Raw genomic sequence first — 20,819 nt, 5'->3', positions numbered from 1 at the left:
TCCGCCGCCTGCGATGTGGCAGCTTGCCGATTCCTGCCGGATGATCGTCTGGATGACGGACGTCGACGATAACTTCGTCTACCTGAACCAGAGCGCCGCCGCCCTGATCGGCGCCGGGGTCCCGCTCAGCGTGTCGGACTGGGCGCGCTTCATCCATCCCGACGACCTGCCGAACGTGCGCCGGGTGTACCGCGAGGCCAAGCAGGCGCACGCCGAATACCAGTGCGAATACCGCGTAGTGCGCAGCGACGGCGGGATCCGCTGGATGCTCGGCTCGGGCGCGCCGCGCCATGACGCTGCAGGGGAATTCATCGGTTATACCGGTACCGTGCTGGAAGTCACGGAGCAGCACGAGGCGCACGAGCGCCTGGCCGCGAGCGAGGCGAATCAACGCCTGATGACCGAGTACAGCTCGGACTTGATCAGCCATTGCGACCGGAACGGCATCTACCTGTTCGTCTCCCCGTCCTACACGCGGGCGCTGGGCCTGGAGCCGGCCGACCTCGTCGGCCGCAGCGTGTACGATTTCGTCCACCCCGACGACTGGCATATCGTGCGCAGCGAAGTCCAGCGGCAGGTGCAGGATGGCGCCGAAAGCAGCCTGATCGAAATCCGCAAGCGCCATCGCGACGGGCACTATATCTGGATGGGCACCAAGGCGCGCATCATGCTGGACGCCGTCACGAAGGCCAAGACCGGTTCGGTGTCGGTGTCGCGCGACATCACGTCCGAGCGCCATGCCAGGGCCGAGCTGAAGAGAAGCGAGGAACGCTTCCGCAGCCTGACCCAGCTGTCATCGGACTGGTACTGGGAAATGGACGAAGCCGAACGGTTCACCTTCTTTTCCGACGGCCTGCAGCGCGTGTTCGGCATCGCGCCGGAATACGCGCTGGGCAAGACCGGCTTCGAGCTGGCGCTATGCACGCAGCAGCCCGACCTGGAAACCTACCGCAGCAGGGTCGCCGCGCGCGAACCGTTCCGCAATCTCGTCTTCATCGTCCGCGACCCCGTTGGCGGCGGCACGCGCCACGCCTGCATTTCGGGCGAACCGGTCTACGAAGACGGCATCTTCAAGGGCTATCGCGGCATCGGGCGCGACATCTCCGCGGAAAAGGAACTGCTGCTGCAACTGGCGCGGCTGGCCGAGGAAAACAAGGCGCTCATCGAGCATTCGCCCGACATCATGGTGCTGTTCGACGCAAGCGGCAGGATCCTGCGCGCCAACCGCGCGGTCAAGCGCGTCATCGGCTACGAGCCGGAGGAATTGACCGGGCGCCATCATCTGGAATTCGTCACGCCCGGCACCAGGGAAGAAACCAAAGCGCTGGTCGCCGCCATCGGCGACGCCAGTGACACCGTTCCCGACCTGGAAAACTGCTGGCTGCGCAAGGACGGCAGCGCCGTGCATCTGTCGTGGGCGGTGCGCCGCATGGATGACAGCGGCCTGACATACGCCACTGCGCGCGACGTGACGGAGCGCCGGCGCACGCGCGCCAAGCTGCGCCGCGCCAACCAGCGCCTGAACACGATCCTGGAAAGCATCGGCGACGCCTTCTTCTCGGTGGACCGCAACTGGCGGCTGACCTATGCCAACCGTAAGGCGATCGTCTTTGTCGGCGTAGAGCGTGACGCGGCGATCGGCAAGGTGATCTGGGACATCGTCCCGGGCATCCGCAACTCCCCCATCTTCGAGCATTACCAGCATGCGATGCGCTCGGGCGAAAAGGTATCCTTCGAAGCCGTGTACGAGCCGACCGGAGCCTGGGTCGAAGTGCGCGCCTATCCGCACGAAGGCGGCTTGTCGGTGTTCTTCCACGACATCACGGCGCGGCGCGTGGCCGAGCAGGCGGTGCGCGAAAGCGAGCAGCGGCTGCGGGAGATGCTCGAGATAACGCCGGCCGGCTACTTCCTGACCGATGCCGAAGGCATCGTGCAAGACGTCAATCCGGCGCTGTGCGCCCTATCGGGCTATGCCAAGGACGAGTTCATCGGCAAGGACATCAAGCGCTTTCTGCCGAGCTGCCCGCTGACCGCCGGGCTGGCAGCCAGCGGCGCCGGGCACGCCATGGAGACGGTGATCCGGCACAAGGACGGGCGCCCGGTCTACGTGCTGCTGAACCTGTCGGCCAAATCGGACACAAGCGGCCCGCGCTCGCTGACCGCGTTCGTCACCGACATCACCGAACGCAAGCAGGCCGAAGCCCGCCTGCAGCAACTGGCCAGCCACGACCCGCTCACCGGCCTGCCCAACCGCTCGCTGATCGGGCAGCGCGTCGAATCGCTGCTGGAAGCCGGCCCGGCCGACGAGACGCTGGCGGTGATGTTCATCGACCTGGACGGCTTCAAGCAGGTCAACGACTCGATGGGGCACGCCTCGGGCGACGGACTGCTGCGCCAGGTCGCGCTGCGGCTGCAATGCAACACGCGAACCGGCGATGTGATCGCGCGACTCGGCGGCGACGAGTTCGTGGTGGCGGCGCACTGCCCCGACGGCAAGGTTTCGGCGGAGGCCATCGCGCAACGCCTGCTGGCCGCGCTCACCGCGCCCTTCGACATCGAAGGCCAGGAAGTGTTCGTGAGCGCTTCGATCGGCATCTGCATGCTGGCGGCGGATACGCGCAGCAGGGACTTGCTGTTCCAGAACGCGGATACCGCGATGTACCGCGCCAAGGCCGCCGGGCGCAACTGCTACCGCTTCTTCGAAGCCGAGATGAGCGTGGAAGCCAAGACGCGCATGACGCTGGAGCACACGCTGCGGCGCGCGCTGGAACGCCGCGAATTCGAGCTGCACTACCAGCCGCGCGTCAAGCTCAAGTCGATGGGAGTGGTCGGCATGGAAGCGCTGATCCGCTGGAACCATCCACAGCTGGGCAGCATCCTGCCGATGCAGTTCATCCCGATCGCGGAAGATCGCGGGCTGATCGAATCGATCGGCCAGTGGGTGCTGGAAGAGGCCTGCCTGCAGACGCGCCGGCTGATGGACAAGTTCGGCCGCCCGCTGCACGTGTCGGTCAACCTGTCTGCGCGGCAGCTCAAGTGCCGCAACTTGACCGAGCAGGTCGAAGCCGCGCTGGCCAAGGCCGGCCTGCCCGCCGGCATGCTCGAACTGGAACTGACGGAAAGCGCGCTGGTCGAGGACATCGACGAATCGGTCGACGTGATGAAGCGGCTCAAGAAACTGGGCGTGCTGCTGTCGGTGGACGATTTCGGCACCGGCTATTCCGGGCTGTCGTACCTCAATCGCTTCCCGTTCGACATCCTGAAACTCGACCGCTCCTTCGTGTACCACCAGCCCGAAGGCCTGAGCAGCTTCGAATTCGTCAAGGCGCTGGTCGACATGGCGCACGCGCTGAAGCTGTCGGTGGTGGCCGAAGGCGTGGAAACCGGCGAGATCCTGCACCTGCTGCGCGACGCCGCCTGTGACGAAGGGCAAGGCTATCTGTTCGCCAGGCCGCTGCCGCTGCCGGAGCTGGAAGCCTTCCTGGCGCGCCTGCCGTCGCGCACCTAGCTGAACTTTACCAGGCAGTTATTCCCGCAAATGGAATACCGTTCCCGAGCACGGGAGTATTTCACCGCATTGAGCGACCCGACCTGACTCAAGTCAAGAGCGGCGGGCATGCGCCGCATATGGCCGCAATAGGCGAGCCACGAAGTCGCTTAACCAGTGTTGACTCTAAACAAGAAATTCAAAAATTCCAGATTGCATATCTCGCAACAGTATTGCTCTCCCCGATAATACCCATCGCGCTCAAGTGGGTACATTCATGCTGCCCCATTGCTTGATCGCCACGACTTAGGCTGTCACGCGTGCGAACCCTGGCTGCCTGCTCCGATCGGCTTGCCGCAGCTGGCCGGCACCGCTATGACCGATATGGTTCGCATGGCGCTTTTTGCAGACCACTCAAGGACAGGGAGAGACCGACATGCATCGATTGTTGTATTCGGCAGCACCTTTGCTGGCGGGCTCCCTGGCGATGGGCCCGGCCCTTGCGTCCCCCTTGATGGAGTACTGCGACAGATCGAAGGTGCACATGGCATCCGGCAGCGGCGGCGCTGCAAGCGATGTGTCGCGCTGCCCATTCTGCCGCATGCCGCCGGAGGCCCATGGACACGGCAGCAATGACGTGCCGCCGCATCCTCCGTTATGGCATCGCGGCATTCCGGCGCGCACGCCGTATCCGAAGTTGGCCATGGTCGAGCCGGCCACGCCGTCGGCACGCGGCGCGGACGGAGTGAAGATATGCCTGACCTGCCATGACGGCTCACTGGCCGCCATGTTGATCGTTGAAGCAACGGATGCGAAAAACGTACCGGACAGCAGCAGCGGCAAGCGCGACGCCAGCTTAACGGCGAGCCATTGAACAGATAGCAAGCATGATTCGATCAGGTTTCAACGCGGTGTACGCCAGTGTGCAAGCACGCCTGTCCTGCGCCTTGATCCTGCTGTGCGCGGCGCTGCTTTGCGGTTGCGCCAGCGACGGCTTAGTGCGCGGCCGGCTCAACTACGATTTGCGTCCCGAACCGGAGCGTAGTGCGGTGCACTTGCCTGCGCCGCCGGACGAGCCGCGCTACCGATACGCCGGCACACTGCTCGGCGCGCCGAACTTCGTGCAGGACGAAGAGGAACAGGGGCCGAAGCGGATCGCCGAAAACGTGTTCAAGTGGCTGGTCGGCCTGTTCGAGAACAATGAACCGCTGCTCCTGCAGCGCCCCATGCACGGAGCGACCAGCGATGACGGGCGGATCTATGTGGTCGATGCCGGACGCAGCGCCGTGGTGGTGTTCGACCCCAATCCTCCGCCCGACGACGACGACTCGAAGCATGGACAAATGCTGGTGTGGGAACAAGTCGCTCCGCGCGTGCGTCTCGGCGGCCCGGTGGCGCTGGCGATCGCGTGGGATGGCGAAATCGCGGTGTCTGATGTCCAGTACGGCGCGGTGCTGCGCCTGAACCGCAAGGGTGCGCTGGTCGGCGTGGTCGGACAGGGCGATCTCAAACGCCCGGCCGGGCTGGCTTTCGACCGTGACCGCGGCCTGCTTTACGTGGCCGATGCAGCGGCGCATGACGTCAAGGCCTTTGACTCCGGCGGCCGGCTGGTGCGAACCATAGGCAGCGCCGGCGACAGCGAAGGCCTGTTCAACGCGCCGACTTTCCTGTCGTTTTCGGACGATCACCTGTACGTGAGCGACACCCTGAACAACCGGGTCCAGGTGTTCGATGCGGAAGGCAGGCGCGTAAGCGGCTTCGGCGAGCGCGGCGTCTATATCGGCAATTTCACGCGCCCGAAAGGCGTCGCGGTCGATGCCGGCATCGTGTATGTGGCGGAGTCGTATTTCGGATACCTGCTCGCCTATGACGACAAGGGCAAGCTGCTGCTCGCGATGAAAGGCAACGGCATGCAGGACGACAAGTTCATCCTGCCCACCGGCGTATGGACCGACAAGCAGGGGCGAGTCTATGTCGCAGACATGCTCAATGCGCGCGTCGTGGTGTTCCAGTTCCTCGGCAATACGACGACAAAGGAATAGTGCCGCGTCCCGCGGAAACAGATGATGGAAATCGCCCGGCGATGCACCGGGCCAAGGAAATGGAGTGCTATCGATGAAATCCCGGCTAATTCCGAGCGGCGGCTTGCGCCAAGATTCGTTAACCATGCCGCCGGACCGGAGGTTGCCATGAACGCGCAGACCCAACGCGCGCAGCTGGCGCTGCGCATCCGCACCATGTTCGCGTCCGGCGTCGACGGCGACCCGGCGCCGTTCGATCAGCTCGCGCTCGACATTTTCAACTATCAATACGGCAGCAACGCGCCGTACCGCGCATTCTGCGACGCGCTCGGCGCGCGGCCCGGCAAGATCGCGCACTGGCGCGACATACCTGCTTTCCCCACCGACAGCTTCAAAACCGAACTGGTGACCTCATTCCCGTTCGACGAAGCGATGATGGCGAACCTGACCAGCGGAACCACGGCCATCGTGCGCGGCCAGATCTTCCGCGACGAAATCGGCCGCGAACTGGTACTGGACGCGAACCGCATCATGACCGGCGCCTACCTGTTCCCGGATTTCGCCGCAGGCCAGCGCTGCCGCGTGCTGATCCTGGCACCCAGTCCTGAAATGGCGCCGTCGATGGGCATGGCCGTCGGCATGGACGAGACGCGCAAGATGTTCGGTACGCCCGACAGCCGCTTTTTGCTCAGCCACAGCGGCATCGACGTCGCCGCACTGGTCGAGGCGCTGACCCAGTCGGAGGCGAGCGGCGTGCCGGTGGCGATGATCGGTTCCACCTCGGCCTTCGTATTTTTCTTTAACGCCTGCAAGAAGCGCGGCGTGTCGTTCCATCTGCCGGCCGGCAGCCGCATCGGCGACGGCGGCGGCTACCGCGGCCGCTTCGGCGAGCTGACGCAGGAAGACTACCTGAAGCTGGCGTACGAGGTGCTCGGCATCCCCTACTCGCATTGCGTGAACGTGCTCGGCATGGCCGAAAGCGCGACCGGCTTTTTCGACGACACGCTGCGGCGCGCAGTCAAGGGTGGAATGCCGGGCAAGCGCATGCGCCCCAACCCGCCGTGGGCGCGCACGGTGGCCGTCGGCACCGACGACCTGCGGCCGCTACCGCCGGGCGAGGTCGGATTGCTGCGCCACTACGACGCTGCCAACCTGCCGACGGTACTGGCGGTACAGACCGACAACCTCGGCTTTACCGACGCCTCTGGAAATTTCCAGATCGTGGGCCGCGCGCAGCGCGACGAGCAAGGCAAGGTCTCATTGATGCCGAGCGAGCGCACAGTCGGCCCGATGGGCGACAAGCGCATCTTCCGCATGCTGGAGGCATACGTTAACTTCTCGATCCGCTTCAAGTCGGGGCGTCTGAAGCCACGCACGCCGATGGTGCCGCCGGCCTGCCCGTGCGGCGAGCTGGCCGATTCCGCGATCGCGGATACGCCGGAGCAAGCGCTCGAAGAAGCGCTGACCAGATAACGACAGCAGAGAGCGACATGAGCATCATCGAACAGCCGGTCACATTTATGCGCAAGACGCAATCAGCCGGCGAGGTCAGCAAGAAGCTGCCAAGGAAAGTAAAGCGGGTCGCGCTGGTCACCGCGCCCTACCACTCCGGCGTGGTCGAATCCGCCGGCACCTGGCTCAACCTGGGCTTTGTATACGTCGCCGGCGCGCTGCGCGCCGCCGGCTACGAAGTCGATTACTACGACGCGATGGCTCTGTGGCACGACGAAGACCAGATCCGCAAGCGCCTGGAAGACTTCCGGCCGGATGCAGTAGCCTCTTCCGCCTTCACCGCCGCGGTATTCGCCGCCACCGGCGTATTGCGCCTGGCGAAGAAGGTCAATCCGGATATTGTGACCCTGATCGGCAACGTGCATGCGACCTTCTGCTATGACGAGATGCTGCGGGCCGACCACGATGTGATCGACTTCGTCGTGCGCGGCGAAGGCGAGCACACGCTGGTGAAATTGCTCGACTGCCTGAACGCGGGAGACGATCCTGCCAAGGTGCCGGGACTGGCGTTCTGGCGCGACGGCGGCGTCGTGACAACGCCGCCGGCGCCCATGATCTGCGACCTCGATGCGCTGCCCACCGCCTGGGACCTGGTCGAATGGCCGATCTACAAGTACCGCGCGAAGAACGATGCGCGGCTGGCGATCGTGTCGTCGTCGCGCGGCTGCACGCAGAACTGCTCGTTCTGCTCGCAGAAGTTGTTCTGGCAACGCGGCTGGCGCACGCGCAGCCCGGAAGCATTCGTGTCCGAGCTGGCCATGCTGCACGAGAAATACGGCGTGAAGGTCGCGATGCTGGCCGACGAAACACCGACCATGGACCGCAAGCGCTGGGAGCGCATTCTCGACCTGATGATCGAGCGCCAGCCGGGCGTGAAGCTCTTGATGGAAACGCGGGTGGTGGACATCGTGCGCGACGAAGACATCATGGACCGCTATCGCCTCGCGGGCGTGGAGCACATTTATGTCGGGGTCGAAGCAGGTGACCAGGCGACGTTGAACCTGTTCCGCAAGGGCACCAAGACGGCACAATCGAAGAAGGCGATTGAATTGATCAATGGCGCCGACATCGTTTCGGAAACCTCGTTCGTGCTCGGCATGCCGACCGACACCAAGGAGTCGATCACGAGGACCGTCGAACTGGCCAAGGCCTACGACCCGGACATGGCCTTCTTCCTGGCGATCGCGCCGTGGCCGTATGCGGACCTGTACCCCGAGCTGAAGGATTACGTCGCGACCAAGGATTACAGCAAGTACAACCTGGTGCAGCCGGTGGTCAAGCCGACCAATATGACCATCGAGGAAGTCGAAAAGGAACTGGCGATGGCATCGAAGAAGTTCTTCATGCACAAGTTCGAGAACCTCGACAAGCTCACGCCGTGGAAACAGGAATTCATGCTGTCGGTGTTCGACATCCTGATGAATCACTCGTACCTGTCGCACCAGATGCGCGACATGACGCAGCAGAGCAAGAAGATGCCGGAATCGGTGCGCAACATGATCAGGAATGTAAAGGCGGCCAAGCGCGCGCTGTCGAACGAGCCGATCGCACCGCTGCCGTAAGCGACGCGATATGTCCCGAAAAAACAAGATGGGGGGGATGGAAGTGGCGAAGTTGAGATTACCTGCAAGCCTCCGGCGCTGGCCGGCGTTGCGAGCGGCCGCGCGCGGCCTTGCCGTTGTCGCCCTGCTCGCGACGAGCGCGACGGTGGTGCGTTATGCAACTGCGGCGTATACGCCACCGACATCCAACATCGCCATCACTGCGCACAACCTGTCGAAGTCCGGCACCAAGACCGTGACCGCCACCACCGAAACCGAGATCTGCGCGTTCTGCCACACGCCGCATAGCGCCAACACGGCATTGGGAAAGCCGCTGTGGAACCGCAATTCGTCGGGCAGCACCTACACGCGGTACACATCGGGATCTCTCGACGCCAGCAACATCGTCGGCGGGTTCAACGCCCAGCCCGCCGGCAGCTCCCTGCTCTGCCTTTCCTGCCATGACGGCATGGTGGCGCTCGGCAACGTCAATGTACTGCGCGGCCAAAGCGCCTCCATTACCCTCAACAACACAAATAGCGGCAACATGCCAACCGGCGTCGGCGCACAGACCGGATTCACGCGCGTCATCGGCACCGACCTGTCCAACGACCATCCGATCTCGATCACCTACAACAGCGACCTCACCACCGCCGACAATCGGGGAGTGGCCGCTGCAGAGGAACTGCGCAGGCTCGATGACAGCCAGCGCTATCCATCCGGCGATCCTGCCGCGGGAAGCTCTTCCGTGATCGGCATGCGCAGCAGCGGCATCAAGCCCTTGCTGCCGCTCGAGGGTACCGGCAAGGACGGCGCCGGCCAGGTGCAATGCACGACCTGTCACGATCCCCACATCACCGCCGATAAATTCCTGCGCCTGAACCGCTTCCAGCTTGCCGCTCCAAGCACCACCGGCTTCGATGCGGAGAACGACCAGATCTGCCTGGCCTGCCATCCGAAGCTGGGTGCGGCCTGGGCCTCGTCGGCGCACGCCAATTCGGTGACCGCCGACGAGGTGTACACTACGGAAGCAGCGGCGCTACGGCAGTTTTCGGTTAAGGGGCAGGTTCCGGCGGTATGGCAGGTGGGCTGCCTGAACTGCCACGACACCCACTCGGTGCAGGGTTCGCGCCGTCTGCTGCGCGAAGGCGTGAACGGCGATCCGCTCGCGATTTCCAGCGGCACCGCGGCGGGAGCGGCATACCAGGCAGGCTATGCTTCCCAGACCGACAACCAGGTCACCTCTGCCGTCGAGAACACCTGTTTCCAGTGCCATCGCGATGCAGGCACGGACTCCAAAGGCGTCAAGAACGCCCTCGTCGCAGCCACGGGCAGCACGGTCCCTTCCATCAAGTCCCTGTTCGACCTGACTTACGGCATGCCAATCAAGACCGTGGACCAGGCAAATGGCACCAAGGAAGTCCACAACATCTACACTTCCGATTTCCTCGAGGATCCCGTCAACCTCGGCCAGGGCAACAATGCAAACCGCCACGTCGAGTGCACCGATTGCCACAATCCGCACCGGGTGCGGCGAGGAAGGACCTTTGTCACGACCTCGTCGAACACGGCCGGCGACGACGGCGCCCTACGCACGCACACTCCAGGCGGCAAGACCGGCGATCTGTCTACCGGCAATGGTAATGTCGCCTCCGGCGTGTTGCGCGGGTCATGGGGCGTGGAACCGACAATGCCGGCGATTACCTACACCAGCTGGCCGAGCGTGCCAACGGGCTTCGACGTGAAGAAGGGCGATCCGGGCAGCGCTGCGGCGCCGACCACCAGGGCAGAAACCCTGACCGCCACTTACCTGACGCGCGAGTACCAGTTGTGCTTCAAGTGCCACTCGAACTATGCCAATGGCCCGCTGGCGACCGATTTTCCCGCACTCGAGTATTCCGGGGTGAACTGCACGTCGCGGCGTTGCACGCCGAAAACGCTTGCCAATGGCATGACGCGCTACACCAACGTCGCCGCCGAATTCCTCTCGGTGACCGCGACCGATCCGCCGACCACCGGCACCGACCAGGGCGAGTTTGCGAACGGCACCAGCAATAAGGGCAGCGCCTGCGGCGGCGGCGATTGCGAACCCCGGACCACTTCAGGTACCGCACCTGATAACGGCTATAACCACCGCAGCTGGCACCCGGCGGTCTACCCGACAGGCCGGGACCGGGCTGAGAGAAAGATGGCGTCGAGCGGCACCATCAATCTGATGGCCCCTTTCGCCGCCAATATCGGCATTCAGACCATGTATTGTTCCGACTGCCACGGTCAGGAATCTTCATGGACAGCGGGCTCGGGCCCTACGGCGGGTACCGTGCAGGGGCCGCACGGCTCGTCCAACCCGTTCCTGCTGCGCGGTGTATGGGACCGTTGTGTCACCCTGGACAATGTCAACCAATCTACCGCAGCCCCCGGCTGTCAATCAGGCACGCAGCGCCGGTTGTGCGGCACCTGCCACAAGCCAAAGACCGGAAACAGCAACGGCGGCAGCGGCTTCAATTTCAACCATGTTCCTGACAGCGACATGAGCAGCATCCGATGCATGGTTTGCCATATCGCGGTGCCGCACGGGTGGAAAAACAAGGCATTCCTGGTCAACATGAACTGTGTCGGGAAAGAAGGCGGGCAGACGGGCGACTGCGTCAAGGCCGGCGGCTGGGGCTCTGCGCTTTACGCCCCGCCCTACTACAACGGCAGCATGCTCTTGATATCGTCCTGGGCGCGCAGCGGCTCCTGGACGGATACCAGTTGCGGCGGCGGCTCCATGACAAGCGCCAATTGCTAGGTGGCGCGGCATGACGAGGGTAGATCGGTCAAAATCCGCCATGCCGCGCTGGCTATACGCGCTGGCGGCACCGCGCTGGACAGTGCTGTTCTTTCTGCTGACGGCGGCGGCGGCGCTGGCGGTGGCCTACGAGGCGATGCCGGCGACGGCGCTGATGGCCGTGCCATTCGCGCTGTTGATCGTCAACCTGGCGGCGGCGATTCTCGTGCAGCCGCGCTTCCGCGCCGATCTCCCGCTGCTGCTGTTTCATCTCTCGCTGGTCGCGCTGGTAGCACTGTTCGTGCTGGCGCGGCTGGTGTATCTGGACGCAAGGATAACGCTCACCAGCGGCACAACCTTCGATGGCCAGTTGCAAAAGGACGAACACGGCCCCTTGCATCGCTGGCGCCCCCAGGATCTGCAATTCGCCAACGATGGTTTCACCGAAGATTTCTACGCACAGGGAATGGGCAAGCATCATGCCACCTACAACCGCGTGCACTGGCAAGACGATGCCGGTCAATTGCATGCGGCGCAGATCGGCGACGACCGTCCACTGATTCTCAACGGCTACAGAATTTATACCACGCGCCTTCGCGGCTTTTCCCCGGTGTTCCGGTGGCAGCCGAAGGCCGGCCAGGAAGAATACGGCACCGCGCAGCTGAGCGCGCAGCAGGACGGCGCTTTTGCCTCGTCGGCGGCATGGCGGCTGCCTTCCGGCGCGCAAGCATGGGCCATGCTCGACATTAAGAAGCCGGACGAGCGGCGCAGCGGAACGCGCACCGACCTTGGCGCACAAGAACTTGCGCACAACCTGGTGCTGCGCATCGAGCAACGGAGCGGACCACAGCGCCATGTGCTGAAGGAGGGCCAGAGCGTCGAACTGGACGATGGCACGCTTACTTATGTGCGGCTGGATTCCTGGATGGGCTATGTGATCAGCTATGACCCCACCCTGCCCTGGATCATGGGCACCATCCTGCTTGGCGTGGGCAGCCTGGTCTGGTTTTACTGGCGGCGGATATGGTAATGCATCGCTCCCTCATTGATCGTTTTTTCAGGCAGCTGGCGCTGGCCTGCATCCCCCTTGCCATGCTGCCTACCGTGGCGCTCGCGGCAAAGGCCGCGCCGCGGATCTGGCAGGAACCACACACCGGCATGCCGTTTGTCGCCCTGCCCAAGGGATGCTTCCAGATGGGTTCGGCTGTATCGGCCAAGGGGGCGATGGATGGCTCGCTCTATCAGTTCCGCTACGGCCCGGGGGCGGACGAGCAGCCGCGGCATGAAGTGTGCATAGACGCTTTCCTGATCGGCCAATTCGAGGTACGGGCCAACGACTGGGTCAAGGTCATGGGCGAGAACCCGCCCGGCGGGAACGGCCCGGAACCGGCCGGCGGCATCAGTTACGACGCCGCGCAAGAATTCGCGCGGCGCCTGACACAGATGTCGGAAGGCAAGTACCGGTTCCGGCTACCGACCGAAGGCGAGTGGGAATATGCATGCCGCGCCGGGCAAAAGAAGGAAGCGATGCCGTTCGATAACGACCATGTCGATGTCGCGTGGTACAGCGTTTCCGGTCATCGGGTATTGAAGCCGAACGCGGTCGGCGCGCTCAAGCCCAATGCCTGGGGGCTGCACGATATGCTCGGCAACGTATGGGAATGGGTGGAAGACGGCTACCGGCACGACGCCTATTCCAGGCATGCGCTGTACAACCCGGTGGTGAAAGAGGCGCGGGACGGCCAGCGCGTCATTCGCGGCGCCAGCCACCGCAGCGACTTCATCCAGGTGCGCTGCGCAAAGCGGGCCTTCTATCCTGCCAGCGATGCGCTCGGCCAGATCGGCCTTCGACTGGTGCGCCAGCCATGAACGCTCTGCTCCGACTCTTTCTTGCGGCGCTGTGCTGCGCGTGGGCACCCGGCGCCAGTAGTGCGACAACAAACAACGCCGACGGGGCGCTGCCGCGCGAAGTCATCGTCAACGGCGTCGAGATGGTGCTGATTCCCGCAGGTTGGTTCTGGTACACGGTGAGCGTCGCCGACGATGACCGCGTGGAGGCAGGCGCCCGCCTGCATCGCGATGCGCATGTCTGGCTGGACAGCTTCTATATCGCCAAGTACGAGGCGCGCGCGCGCGACTTCGTGCGCTTCTTGAATGCGGGCGCGGCTTCACCCGAAACGCTGTCCCGGCAGGCGGAGGAAAAGGAAAAAAGCAGCGTGGAAAAGGAAATCACCATGACTGCAGAAGGCGAAAAGGTCGTGGAACGGCGGATCGAACAGCCGGAATGCATGGTGCGCCGGCAGCCGGACGGCACCTGGCTGGAAACCGACACCGCACGCGACATGCCGGCAACCGATATGTCGTGGGCCCTGGCAAAGGAATTCGCCGCATGGATGGGCTTTCGCCTGCCGACAGAGGCGGAATGGGAAAAGGCGGCGCGCGGCGACGCAGATCGCCGGGTATGGCCGTGGGGCAATGTCTATCCCGACGATACCTATGCCTTGTACAGCTGGGGCGCGCCATGCGCTCCGGCGCCGGTTGGCGCCTATGCCAAAGGGCGCTCGCCGTATGGCCTCTACAACATGGCCGGCAATGTCGGCGAATACGTGGCTGACTGGTTCAACCGGGGCTTCGATGACGGTATCAAGGATGGCATGCACAATCCGCCCCTGGCGGCGGAAGGTTCGCCGCTTCCCGAAGAGGGGCCGATGAAGATGAGTAAGGGCGGGTTATGGCGCACCGACGCCGTCTGGATCCGCATCCAGAAGCGCCGGCTGGTTCGGCCGTACAAGCCGGGGGAATGGGAAGGCGTGCGCTTCGCGGCCGACGTCGCAACGGTGCGCGCGCATCTGGAGCGAGGTACCGCACGCATCGTGGAGAGCAAATGACACCAAAAACGTACGCTCCGGCAAAACCGCGCGCGACGAAGCGTGATTACCGATTGGCCGCGCTGCTGGCTGTAACCGCGGGAACCGTGGTACTGGGATATCTGGTGAGCCTGATGCCGGGACGCGGAGTCACCGCCACATCGGCCGCGCCGCCGAGCGCCGCATCGCCTGCCAAGCCCGGACTATCCGCCCTGCCTGCAACGCCCGCGGAAGCCCGGCGCGCCGCAGCGGAAGAAGACCCCGAGACCGAGGAGCTCCCTGTCTCCAGCAGCAAGGCGACCGATCCGAAGGCGGAAGAAACAAAAAAAATCCTAAAGGAAACCAGGGAGAAAATCCGCGCCAAGCGCTATGACGAAGCGATCGCATTCCTGCACGCGGCGCGCGAGCAGGTCCAGCACGATCCACGCTCGTACATGACGATGGCGCGCGCGCTGGAGGGCAAAGGCGATTACAGCACCGCGCGCGATTTCTACGCAGCGGCAGTCGACAAGGATCCGTATCTGGCGGACGCCTACTTCGGATTCGCCACCGCGTCGGAGGCGCTGGGGGACCTGGAGGCGGCAATCGGCGGCATGCGCAATTTCCTGCATGTGCAGCCGAAGCCCGATCCCGAGCGCCTGAAAATCGCGCAGGCGCGTTCGGCGATCTGGGAATGGGAGTCGAAGCTGGGGCGCGGCGCATGGGGGCCGACCAAGGGCATTCCGCCCGGCTTTACGGCCGAAGAGCTCAAGCGCGACGGTCGCGGGGTGGGCATCAAGATGCCGATTCCGGGAACGGAACAGCCGGATGGCAGCAGGAAGTATGAAATCAAGCATCAGGACAAGTTCAAGTTGTTCAAACCCTGAAGGGAGCTCTCAATGCATATGAGTCGTCTGACACTGCCGGGCATGCTGATGCTGCTTGCGGGCTCGCCGTCCTGGGCGCAAGCCCCCGCGACCTGGACCGAGCCGACCAGCGGCATCGAGTTTGTGAAAATCGCCAAGGGCTGCTTCCAGATGGGTGCCGTCCAGGCGGGGTCGAGCATTCCCGGAGAGGGCATGTCGGTCCCCATGCCCGATGAAGTGCCAAGGCACGAGGCATGCGTGGACGGATTCTGGATCGGAAAATTTGAAGTCACGCGCGCACAGTGGCAACGCGTGATGCATCCCGGCGCGCGCGAGGCCGAGCATCCGCAACGACCGGTGCTCAAGATTGCGCCGGAAGACGCAAAACTGTTTTTGCAGCGCCTCAATGCGCAGGCCGGCGACCGTGACGGCACGTATCGGCTGCCGACGGAAGCGGAATGGGAGTATGCCTGCCGCGCCGGACAGGCGCCAGACGATCAGGCGGAATACTCGCCGGACGTGGACGCGACAAACAAACTAAGAACCGTCGCCTGGTATCAGGAGCTATCGAGTAATGCCTATGACCTGGAAGCGCTTGAGGTGGGCACGATGCGCGCCAATGCCTGGGGGCTGCACGACATGCTTGGCAATGCCCTGGAACTGGTGCAGGACGATTACGATGAAAATGCCTACAGCCAGCACGCGAAAATGAATCCGATGATAAAGCGCGACGGTTCACGATACGTCCTCCGGGGCGGGAGCTACAAAAGCGAAGTGTGGCATGTGCGCTGCGGAGCGCGCATGTTTGGTATTGCCGGCGACCGGCTGGAAACGGTGGGTCTGCGCGTCGTCAGATCTGTCAGGACGGCCGGAGCCGCCAAGGCGCGCCCATGACGATGGTCCTGGCTGTTGAAAAACGAACTGTGGTGGCGGCAATGAAAAAACATATGAACGGATGGCGCAAAGGTGCAATCGGCCTGGCGGCGGCCATGCTGGCAATCGTGCTGACAACAAGCGCTGGCACGGCCCATGCCGCTGCCGAGGCTGCGCCGAAGGAAGTCATGATCAACGGCGTGGAGTTCATCCTCATTCCGGAAGGCTGGTTTTACAAGACCGCGGGCATTCCCAAGGAGGGCCCGTTCCAGCCGCTGGACGATATCGGCGGCGGCAACGTGAAGATCTGGCTGGACAGCTACTACATCGCCAAGTTCGAAGCGCGCTCGCGGGACCTGGTGAAGTATCTCAATTCGGATGCCGGCAAAATGGAAAAATATGCCGGCAGCACCATCAGCTGCTCCATCGGACTGGACAAGAGCGGCAAACATATCCGGCTCAGGCCGGATGAAGATTTGCCCGCCACGCATATGCACTGGGAACTGGCGGACCGCTGGGCGCGCTGGATGGGCTTCCGGCTGCCCAACGAAATCGAGTGGGAGAAAGCCGCCCGTGGTCCCGATCAGCGCATCTATCCATGGGGCGACGCCTATCCGGACGAAACCTATGCCGGATTCAACACCCGCAGCCCATGCTTCACCTGGCCGGTCGACAGCTTCCCGAAGGGGCGCTCGCCGTACGGCGTCTACAACATGGCGGGCAATGTGCGCGAGTTTGTCGCCGACTGGTATAGCGTCGAGAACGATGCGCGGCTCAAGGATGGCATGCGCAATCCGTCGCCTGCTTCCCAGGGAACGGTACTGACCGAAAACTTTGCCGGCGAGTATAAGGGGCCGTGGAAGATCCTGAAGGGAGGACGCTGGCAATCCAAGCACCGACAGCTTCGTATCGGATACCGCAACTACGCCATTCCGGACGACCCTTTCCGCTGCAACGGCACCCGATTCGCGCTGGACGTGGCAACGGTGCGCGCGCATCTGGCCAAAGGCACGGCGACCGTGATCGCCCCATGAGCGCGCCATGATCGTGCCGCAACTCCCCTCTCACTATCAACTTCGTTAAGGATACATTCGCTTGGACCTGCTGAAACTTGAAACGATCGCGCTCTGGATCGCCATTGTCATCTATTCGGTGATCACCGTCGTCGCGATCTTCGCGGCGGTACTCCGCAAACGTCCCGAGCGCAGCATGCTGGCCCTGATCGCGCTAGCCGTAGCCTCGCATACCGTCGCCATCGGCGCGCGCTGGATGCGCATCGGCCACCTGCCGGTCGGGAACGGCTTCGAAATGCTTTCGGCTAACGTGTGGGGCCTGATGCTGGCGCTGCTGATCGCTTACTGGCGACTGCCTAAAGTCAGGGTGTTCGCCGCCGTGCTGATGCCGGTGGTGATCATGCTCATGGCGTGGATGCTGCTAATCCCCGTCAAGGAATCGTCGCTGCCGCCCACCTATGACACGGTCTGGCTGTTTGTCCATATCGGCTTCATCAAGCTGTTCATGGGGTGCGCCTTCGTGGCGCTGGGCATGAGCGGCATCGTGCTGCTGCGCGCAGCCGGCATCGGGCACAAGCGCCTGGCGCACCTGCAGCCCGACGCGGCGCTCGACAAGACCGCGTACCGCTGCATGGCGCTGGCGCTGATCTTCGACACGCTCGGCATCGTCGCCGGTTCGATCTGGGCGCAGAATGCCTGGGGCCACTACTGGTCGTGGGACAAGCTGGAGATATGGTCTCTGGTCACCTGGCTGGCGGTCGGGCTGACCTTGCATGTGCGCGCCACGTTCCGCACGCGGCCGACGACCAACGCGATGCTGGTGCTGACGACCTGGCTGATCGCCTTCTTCACCTTTTTCGGCATCCCGTTCGTAACGACGGCTCTGCACAAGGGGATGGTGTAGGCAGCCAAGAGCCCGCTGTCCGAAGCGCCTGTGCGGCGCCTCGATAGCCGGCTCACAACGAGGAGGAAGGCGCGCCGATACGAAATTTTCTGCGCGCGATTTCCCTGTCCCTGTACACAACGACCAGCGACCATTCGCCCAGCTCGACATCGCGTGGCGGGGTCAGCGTAACGTTGTGCCAGAACTGATGCGCCGCCAGCGTGAATGTCTCAGTAGTGCTTCCCCCTGAAGGAGCGACGAGGACATAGGACAGCACCCGATCCTGGTCGCTCATGTTCCATTCGGACTCGAATCTGACGGGTTCTCCCGCAGGAATCTCGCGCACCGGCATGGCGTGTCCCGCGGAGTCGCGACCAATATGCAAACTGACCAGTTCGGGCCAGCGATAACCGGCTGGTGCGCGTGCCCGGACATCCGGAGTCACCTCGAGCTGGGTCGCGCCCACCCTCTGCCCATCCACATCGACAGTCAGCTGCCAGCTGCCGGCCGGCCATGGTGCCTCCCCCGGAAGAAAGACGCGCTGCTGCGTGACTTGAGGGCGCAGCACTTGCGTGCTGTCGATCTGTTTCCCCGCCGGCGATTGCCAGTGATAGACGATACGACGCTCCACCTGGGCCGGCCGCCAGCTCGTTTCGAGCGCGATGCGGTCAGCGGGATTGGCGGTCCGCGCGGCCGCAAAAAATGACCGGCTGCCGTCCGGGACCAGCACGCCCGCCGTCAGCGCCTCCAGCCCGAGGCGGGCCTCGCGCGGTCCCACTGCTGTCGCGGCGATGGGGTAGCCGGACAAGAACTCCCTGAATTCGGCATTGCGGCCGAAATACCAGATCGAACACAGTTGATCATAGCGCCGCGCTCTCTCTTTTTCTTTATCGGCCAGGTTGACGCGCTCATCCGGATCGGCATCCAGATCGTAGAGTTCGGGCGACGCACCGGCACGCGGGCTGATGTATTTCCATCGACCGTCACGCAAGCCCCACGATCCCGATGCATGGCCGAATTGAAAAAACGCCGTACGCTGCTGGAAACGATCGCCCAGCAGGTTCTGGCCCGGCACCATCGGCGGCTGGTCCCCGGTCAGCGCGGCAACCGTAGGCAGCAGGTCGCCATGATTGCCGATCCTGCGCGAGCGTAATGCGCCAGGAATAGCCGGCGACGAGACAAGCAGAAAGGTCCTGATGCCTTCTTCGTACAGGCCCTGCCGGTGGCCCTGGTTTCTCCAGGCCACCCGGTTGAACGCCTCCCCATGGTCGCCGGTGATCACGAATACGGTCCGATCTGCTTTTCCGGAAGCTTCGATCTTGCGCACCAAAGTTCCCAGGGCCGCGTCTGCATAATGCAGCGCATTCAGGTAACGGCTATGCATATCGTCACCAGCGAGAAGCTTCGGAAAGCCCGGCGGTATCTGGAACGGGTGATGTGGCGCATTGGTCATGAAATGCAGGAAAAATGGCTGGTCGGCGCTGCCCGCTTGATCAAGCCATGCGGCTGCGGATTCAGCCGTCGCGTCGTCGCGTCCGCCCCAACTGTTGAGCCGCAACTCGTTCTGCCGGTCCGGAGAAAGCTGCCCAAAGTCGGAGAGGACGTCGTAACCGGCCTGCGCGAAGAAACGCCGTGTTTCGAGATAGCCGAGGTCGGAACTGGCAAAAAGGCCCGTACGGTAACCCTTCTGCTTGAGGCGGCGTGCCAGGATATCGCCCGTATAGGGATAGCGCATCAAGTCGGTGATGCTCTGCGCGGTCGGATACCGGCCGCCGGTGCTCATCGCAAGATTGGCATGCGCCGTGCCCGGAATGTTTGCATACACCTGATCGAAGAGCACGCCGTGTCGCGCCAGGCGGGCAAGGTTGGGCGTCACCGCCGGGTCGACTTCTCCGTCGTGCAATAACTGGCGCGCACCGGTTGACTCGAACACCACCAGCACGATATTCGGCCGCAGCGTGCGCTCCACCGAGGCGGCCGCGGAGGCCAGCCGCGCCGATTCCGCGGCATCGATCGGCTGCTGCTCGAAGACCGGCCTGACCGCCGTCTCCAGGTCATAGGCGGCGTCATAGGCGACTGGCTGGGGCGTGCGCGTCGTCATCAAATTGCGCATGAGACTGGCGATCGGATGCCAGGACAATTCGGGAGGCGCGACAAAACGGAAGGCGACGGCGTCCAGCGCCAGGTAGGCGACAACCGCGCCGGCCAGGACGAGAGGCCGCTTTCCCACGTACCCGCCTCCGCCGGAAAGGCTTGTTCGCCCGCGCGCCTGCCAGGCAATACCCAACGCCAGTAACAGCAGATCGAGCGGAATCAGGAAGTCGATTTCGGCCAGCAGCGAGCTGGTCAGGAAGGCTGGCGTTTCGGCAAAAGGGAGAAACGCGACGCTCAGGTGGTCGCCAAGTACACGAAAAGCCCAGGCATCGGCGATTAACAAGAGGCCGGCCGCCGCCGAAACCGCCAAACTCGAACGCGCGGCGCCCAGGCGCAGCAGTGCCGCGACCATGGCCGCGACAAGCAAGGCTACCAGCACGCTGCTCCACTGGAATAGCAGCAAACCTCCCGCTTGCTGCGACATCGTGCCGGGCGCGGCAGCCACGTTCTGCGTCCACCAGAGGTTTTGCGCTTGCAAGCCCAGGCTCAGAAAAAGATGCAGCAAGGCGGCACGATATGCCCCCCAAGCCAGAAACGGCGCCATGCTCGCCTTGACTTTGTCATTGCTCACAACGAAATATCCTCTTCCACCAACTTGATTTTCAACCCTAGGCGTGACAACGCTGGAATGTACACCTGATTGACGTAGTTAAACGTTGATTCACGGCAAGGTTCTGAAATCATGCCCAAGGCATAATGACAAGAAACATTTCAGCATCGCCGGCGCCTGTTCTGACTTCACCGCCGCGTTCTTGCAACTCCGCTCCCCTGTACAAAATCGACCAAGGAAAAATCCCGATGGATTTGCTGAGACTGGAATGTATTTCGCTCTGGACCGCCCAGGTCCGGCATT

General features: G+C 63.4%; 14 protein-coding genes. 13 read left to right on the top strand and 1 reads right to left on the bottom strand.

Features of this window, described 5'->3' with window-relative positions:
• The first annotated feature begins 13 nt into the window (after positions 1–13).
• From FAY22_RS03905 to ccsA, 13 genes are all read left to right on the top strand, one after another.
• The gene (locus FAY22_RS03905; protein ID WP_168204763.1) at positions 14–3,508 is read left to right on the top strand and encodes a PAS domain S-box protein; all 3,495 of its coding nucleotides are present in this window, start codon (positions 14–16) and stop codon (positions 3,506–3,508) included.
• 415 nt (positions 3,509–3,923) lie between these two features.
• The gene (locus tag FAY22_RS03900; protein ID WP_146329000.1) at positions 3,924–4,361 is read left to right on the top strand and encodes a hypothetical protein; all 438 of its coding nucleotides are present in this window, start codon (positions 3,924–3,926) and stop codon (positions 4,359–4,361) included.
• 13 nt (positions 4,362–4,374) lie between these two features.
• Positions 4,375–5,529, top strand: coding sequence for a 6-bladed beta-propeller (locus FAY22_RS03895; RefSeq protein WP_146328999.1), 1,155 nt, complete (start codon positions 4,375–4,377; stop codon positions 5,527–5,529).
• A 147-nt stretch (positions 5,530–5,676) separates the two neighbouring features.
• Positions 5,677–6,981: an acyl-protein synthetase gene (locus FAY22_RS03890; protein WP_146328998.1), complete on the top strand. Its 1,305-nt coding sequence runs from the start codon at positions 5,677–5,679 to the stop codon at positions 6,979–6,981.
• Positions 6,982–6,998: 17 nt separating this feature from the next.
• Positions 6,999–8,582, top strand: coding sequence for a B12-binding domain-containing radical SAM protein (locus FAY22_RS03885; RefSeq protein WP_210411892.1), 1,584 nt, complete (start codon positions 6,999–7,001; stop codon positions 8,580–8,582).
• 10 nt (positions 8,583–8,592) lie between these two features.
• Positions 8,593–11,352, top strand: a complete 2,760-nt coding sequence (locus tag FAY22_RS03880; RefSeq protein WP_146328997.1) for a cytochrome c3 family protein — start codon at positions 8,593–8,595, stop codon at positions 11,350–11,352.
• A gap of 40 nt (positions 11,353–11,392) precedes the next feature.
• Positions 11,393–12,361: a cytochrome c biogenesis protein ResB gene (locus FAY22_RS03875; RefSeq protein ID WP_168204762.1), complete on the top strand. Its 969-nt coding sequence runs from the start codon at positions 11,393–11,395 to the stop codon at positions 12,359–12,361.
• Positions 12,361–13,200, top strand: a complete 840-nt coding sequence (locus FAY22_RS03870) for a formylglycine-generating enzyme family protein (protein ID WP_168204761.1) — start codon at positions 12,361–12,363, stop codon at positions 13,198–13,200. The genes FAY22_RS03875 and FAY22_RS03870 overlap by 1 nt, the downstream gene beginning before the upstream one ends.
• Positions 13,197–14,219 (top strand): SUMF1/EgtB/PvdO family nonheme iron enzyme, encoded by a 1,023-nt coding sequence (locus FAY22_RS03865; protein ID WP_146328994.1) that lies wholly within the window; start codon positions 13,197–13,199, stop codon positions 14,217–14,219. The genes FAY22_RS03870 and FAY22_RS03865 overlap by 4 nt, the downstream gene beginning before the upstream one ends.
• Positions 14,216–15,064 carry a hypothetical protein gene (locus tag FAY22_RS03860; protein WP_146328993.1) on the top strand — a complete coding sequence of 283 codons (849 nt, stop codon included), beginning with the start codon at positions 14,216–14,218 and terminating at the stop codon, positions 15,062–15,064. The genes FAY22_RS03865 and FAY22_RS03860 overlap by 4 nt, the downstream gene beginning before the upstream one ends.
• Positions 15,065–15,106: 42 nt before the next feature.
• Complete coding sequence (locus FAY22_RS03855; protein WP_168204760.1) at positions 15,107–15,937, top strand: formylglycine-generating enzyme family protein; 831 nt, start codon at positions 15,107–15,109, stop codon at positions 15,935–15,937.
• Between the two features lie 53 nt (positions 15,938–15,990).
• Complete coding sequence (locus tag FAY22_RS03850) at positions 15,991–16,950, top strand: SUMF1/EgtB/PvdO family nonheme iron enzyme (protein WP_168204759.1); 960 nt, start codon at positions 15,991–15,993, stop codon at positions 16,948–16,950.
• A 61-nt stretch (positions 16,951–17,011) separates the two neighbouring features.
• Positions 17,012–17,833 carry a cytochrome c biogenesis protein CcsA gene (gene ccsA / locus FAY22_RS03845; protein WP_210411891.1) on the top strand — a complete coding sequence of 274 codons (822 nt, stop codon included), beginning with the start codon at positions 17,012–17,014 and terminating at the stop codon, positions 17,831–17,833.
• A gap of 52 nt (positions 17,834–17,885) precedes the next feature.
• Here ccsA and FAY22_RS03840 read toward each other — a convergent pair whose 3' ends face one another.
• Positions 17,886–20,537: a sulfatase gene (locus FAY22_RS03840; protein WP_146328990.1), complete on the bottom strand. Its 2,652-nt coding sequence runs from the start codon at positions 20,535–20,537 to the stop codon at positions 17,886–17,888.
• Positions 20,538–20,819 lie beyond the last annotated feature (282 nt).

The sequence above is a fragment of the Noviherbaspirillum sp. UKPF54 genome (genome assembly GCF_007874125.1).
In the GTDB taxonomy this organism is placed as follows: Bacteria; Pseudomonadota; Gammaproteobacteria; order Burkholderiales; family Burkholderiaceae_D; genus Noviherbaspirillum.
This window is presented reverse-complemented; position numbering and strand designations above follow the sequence as displayed.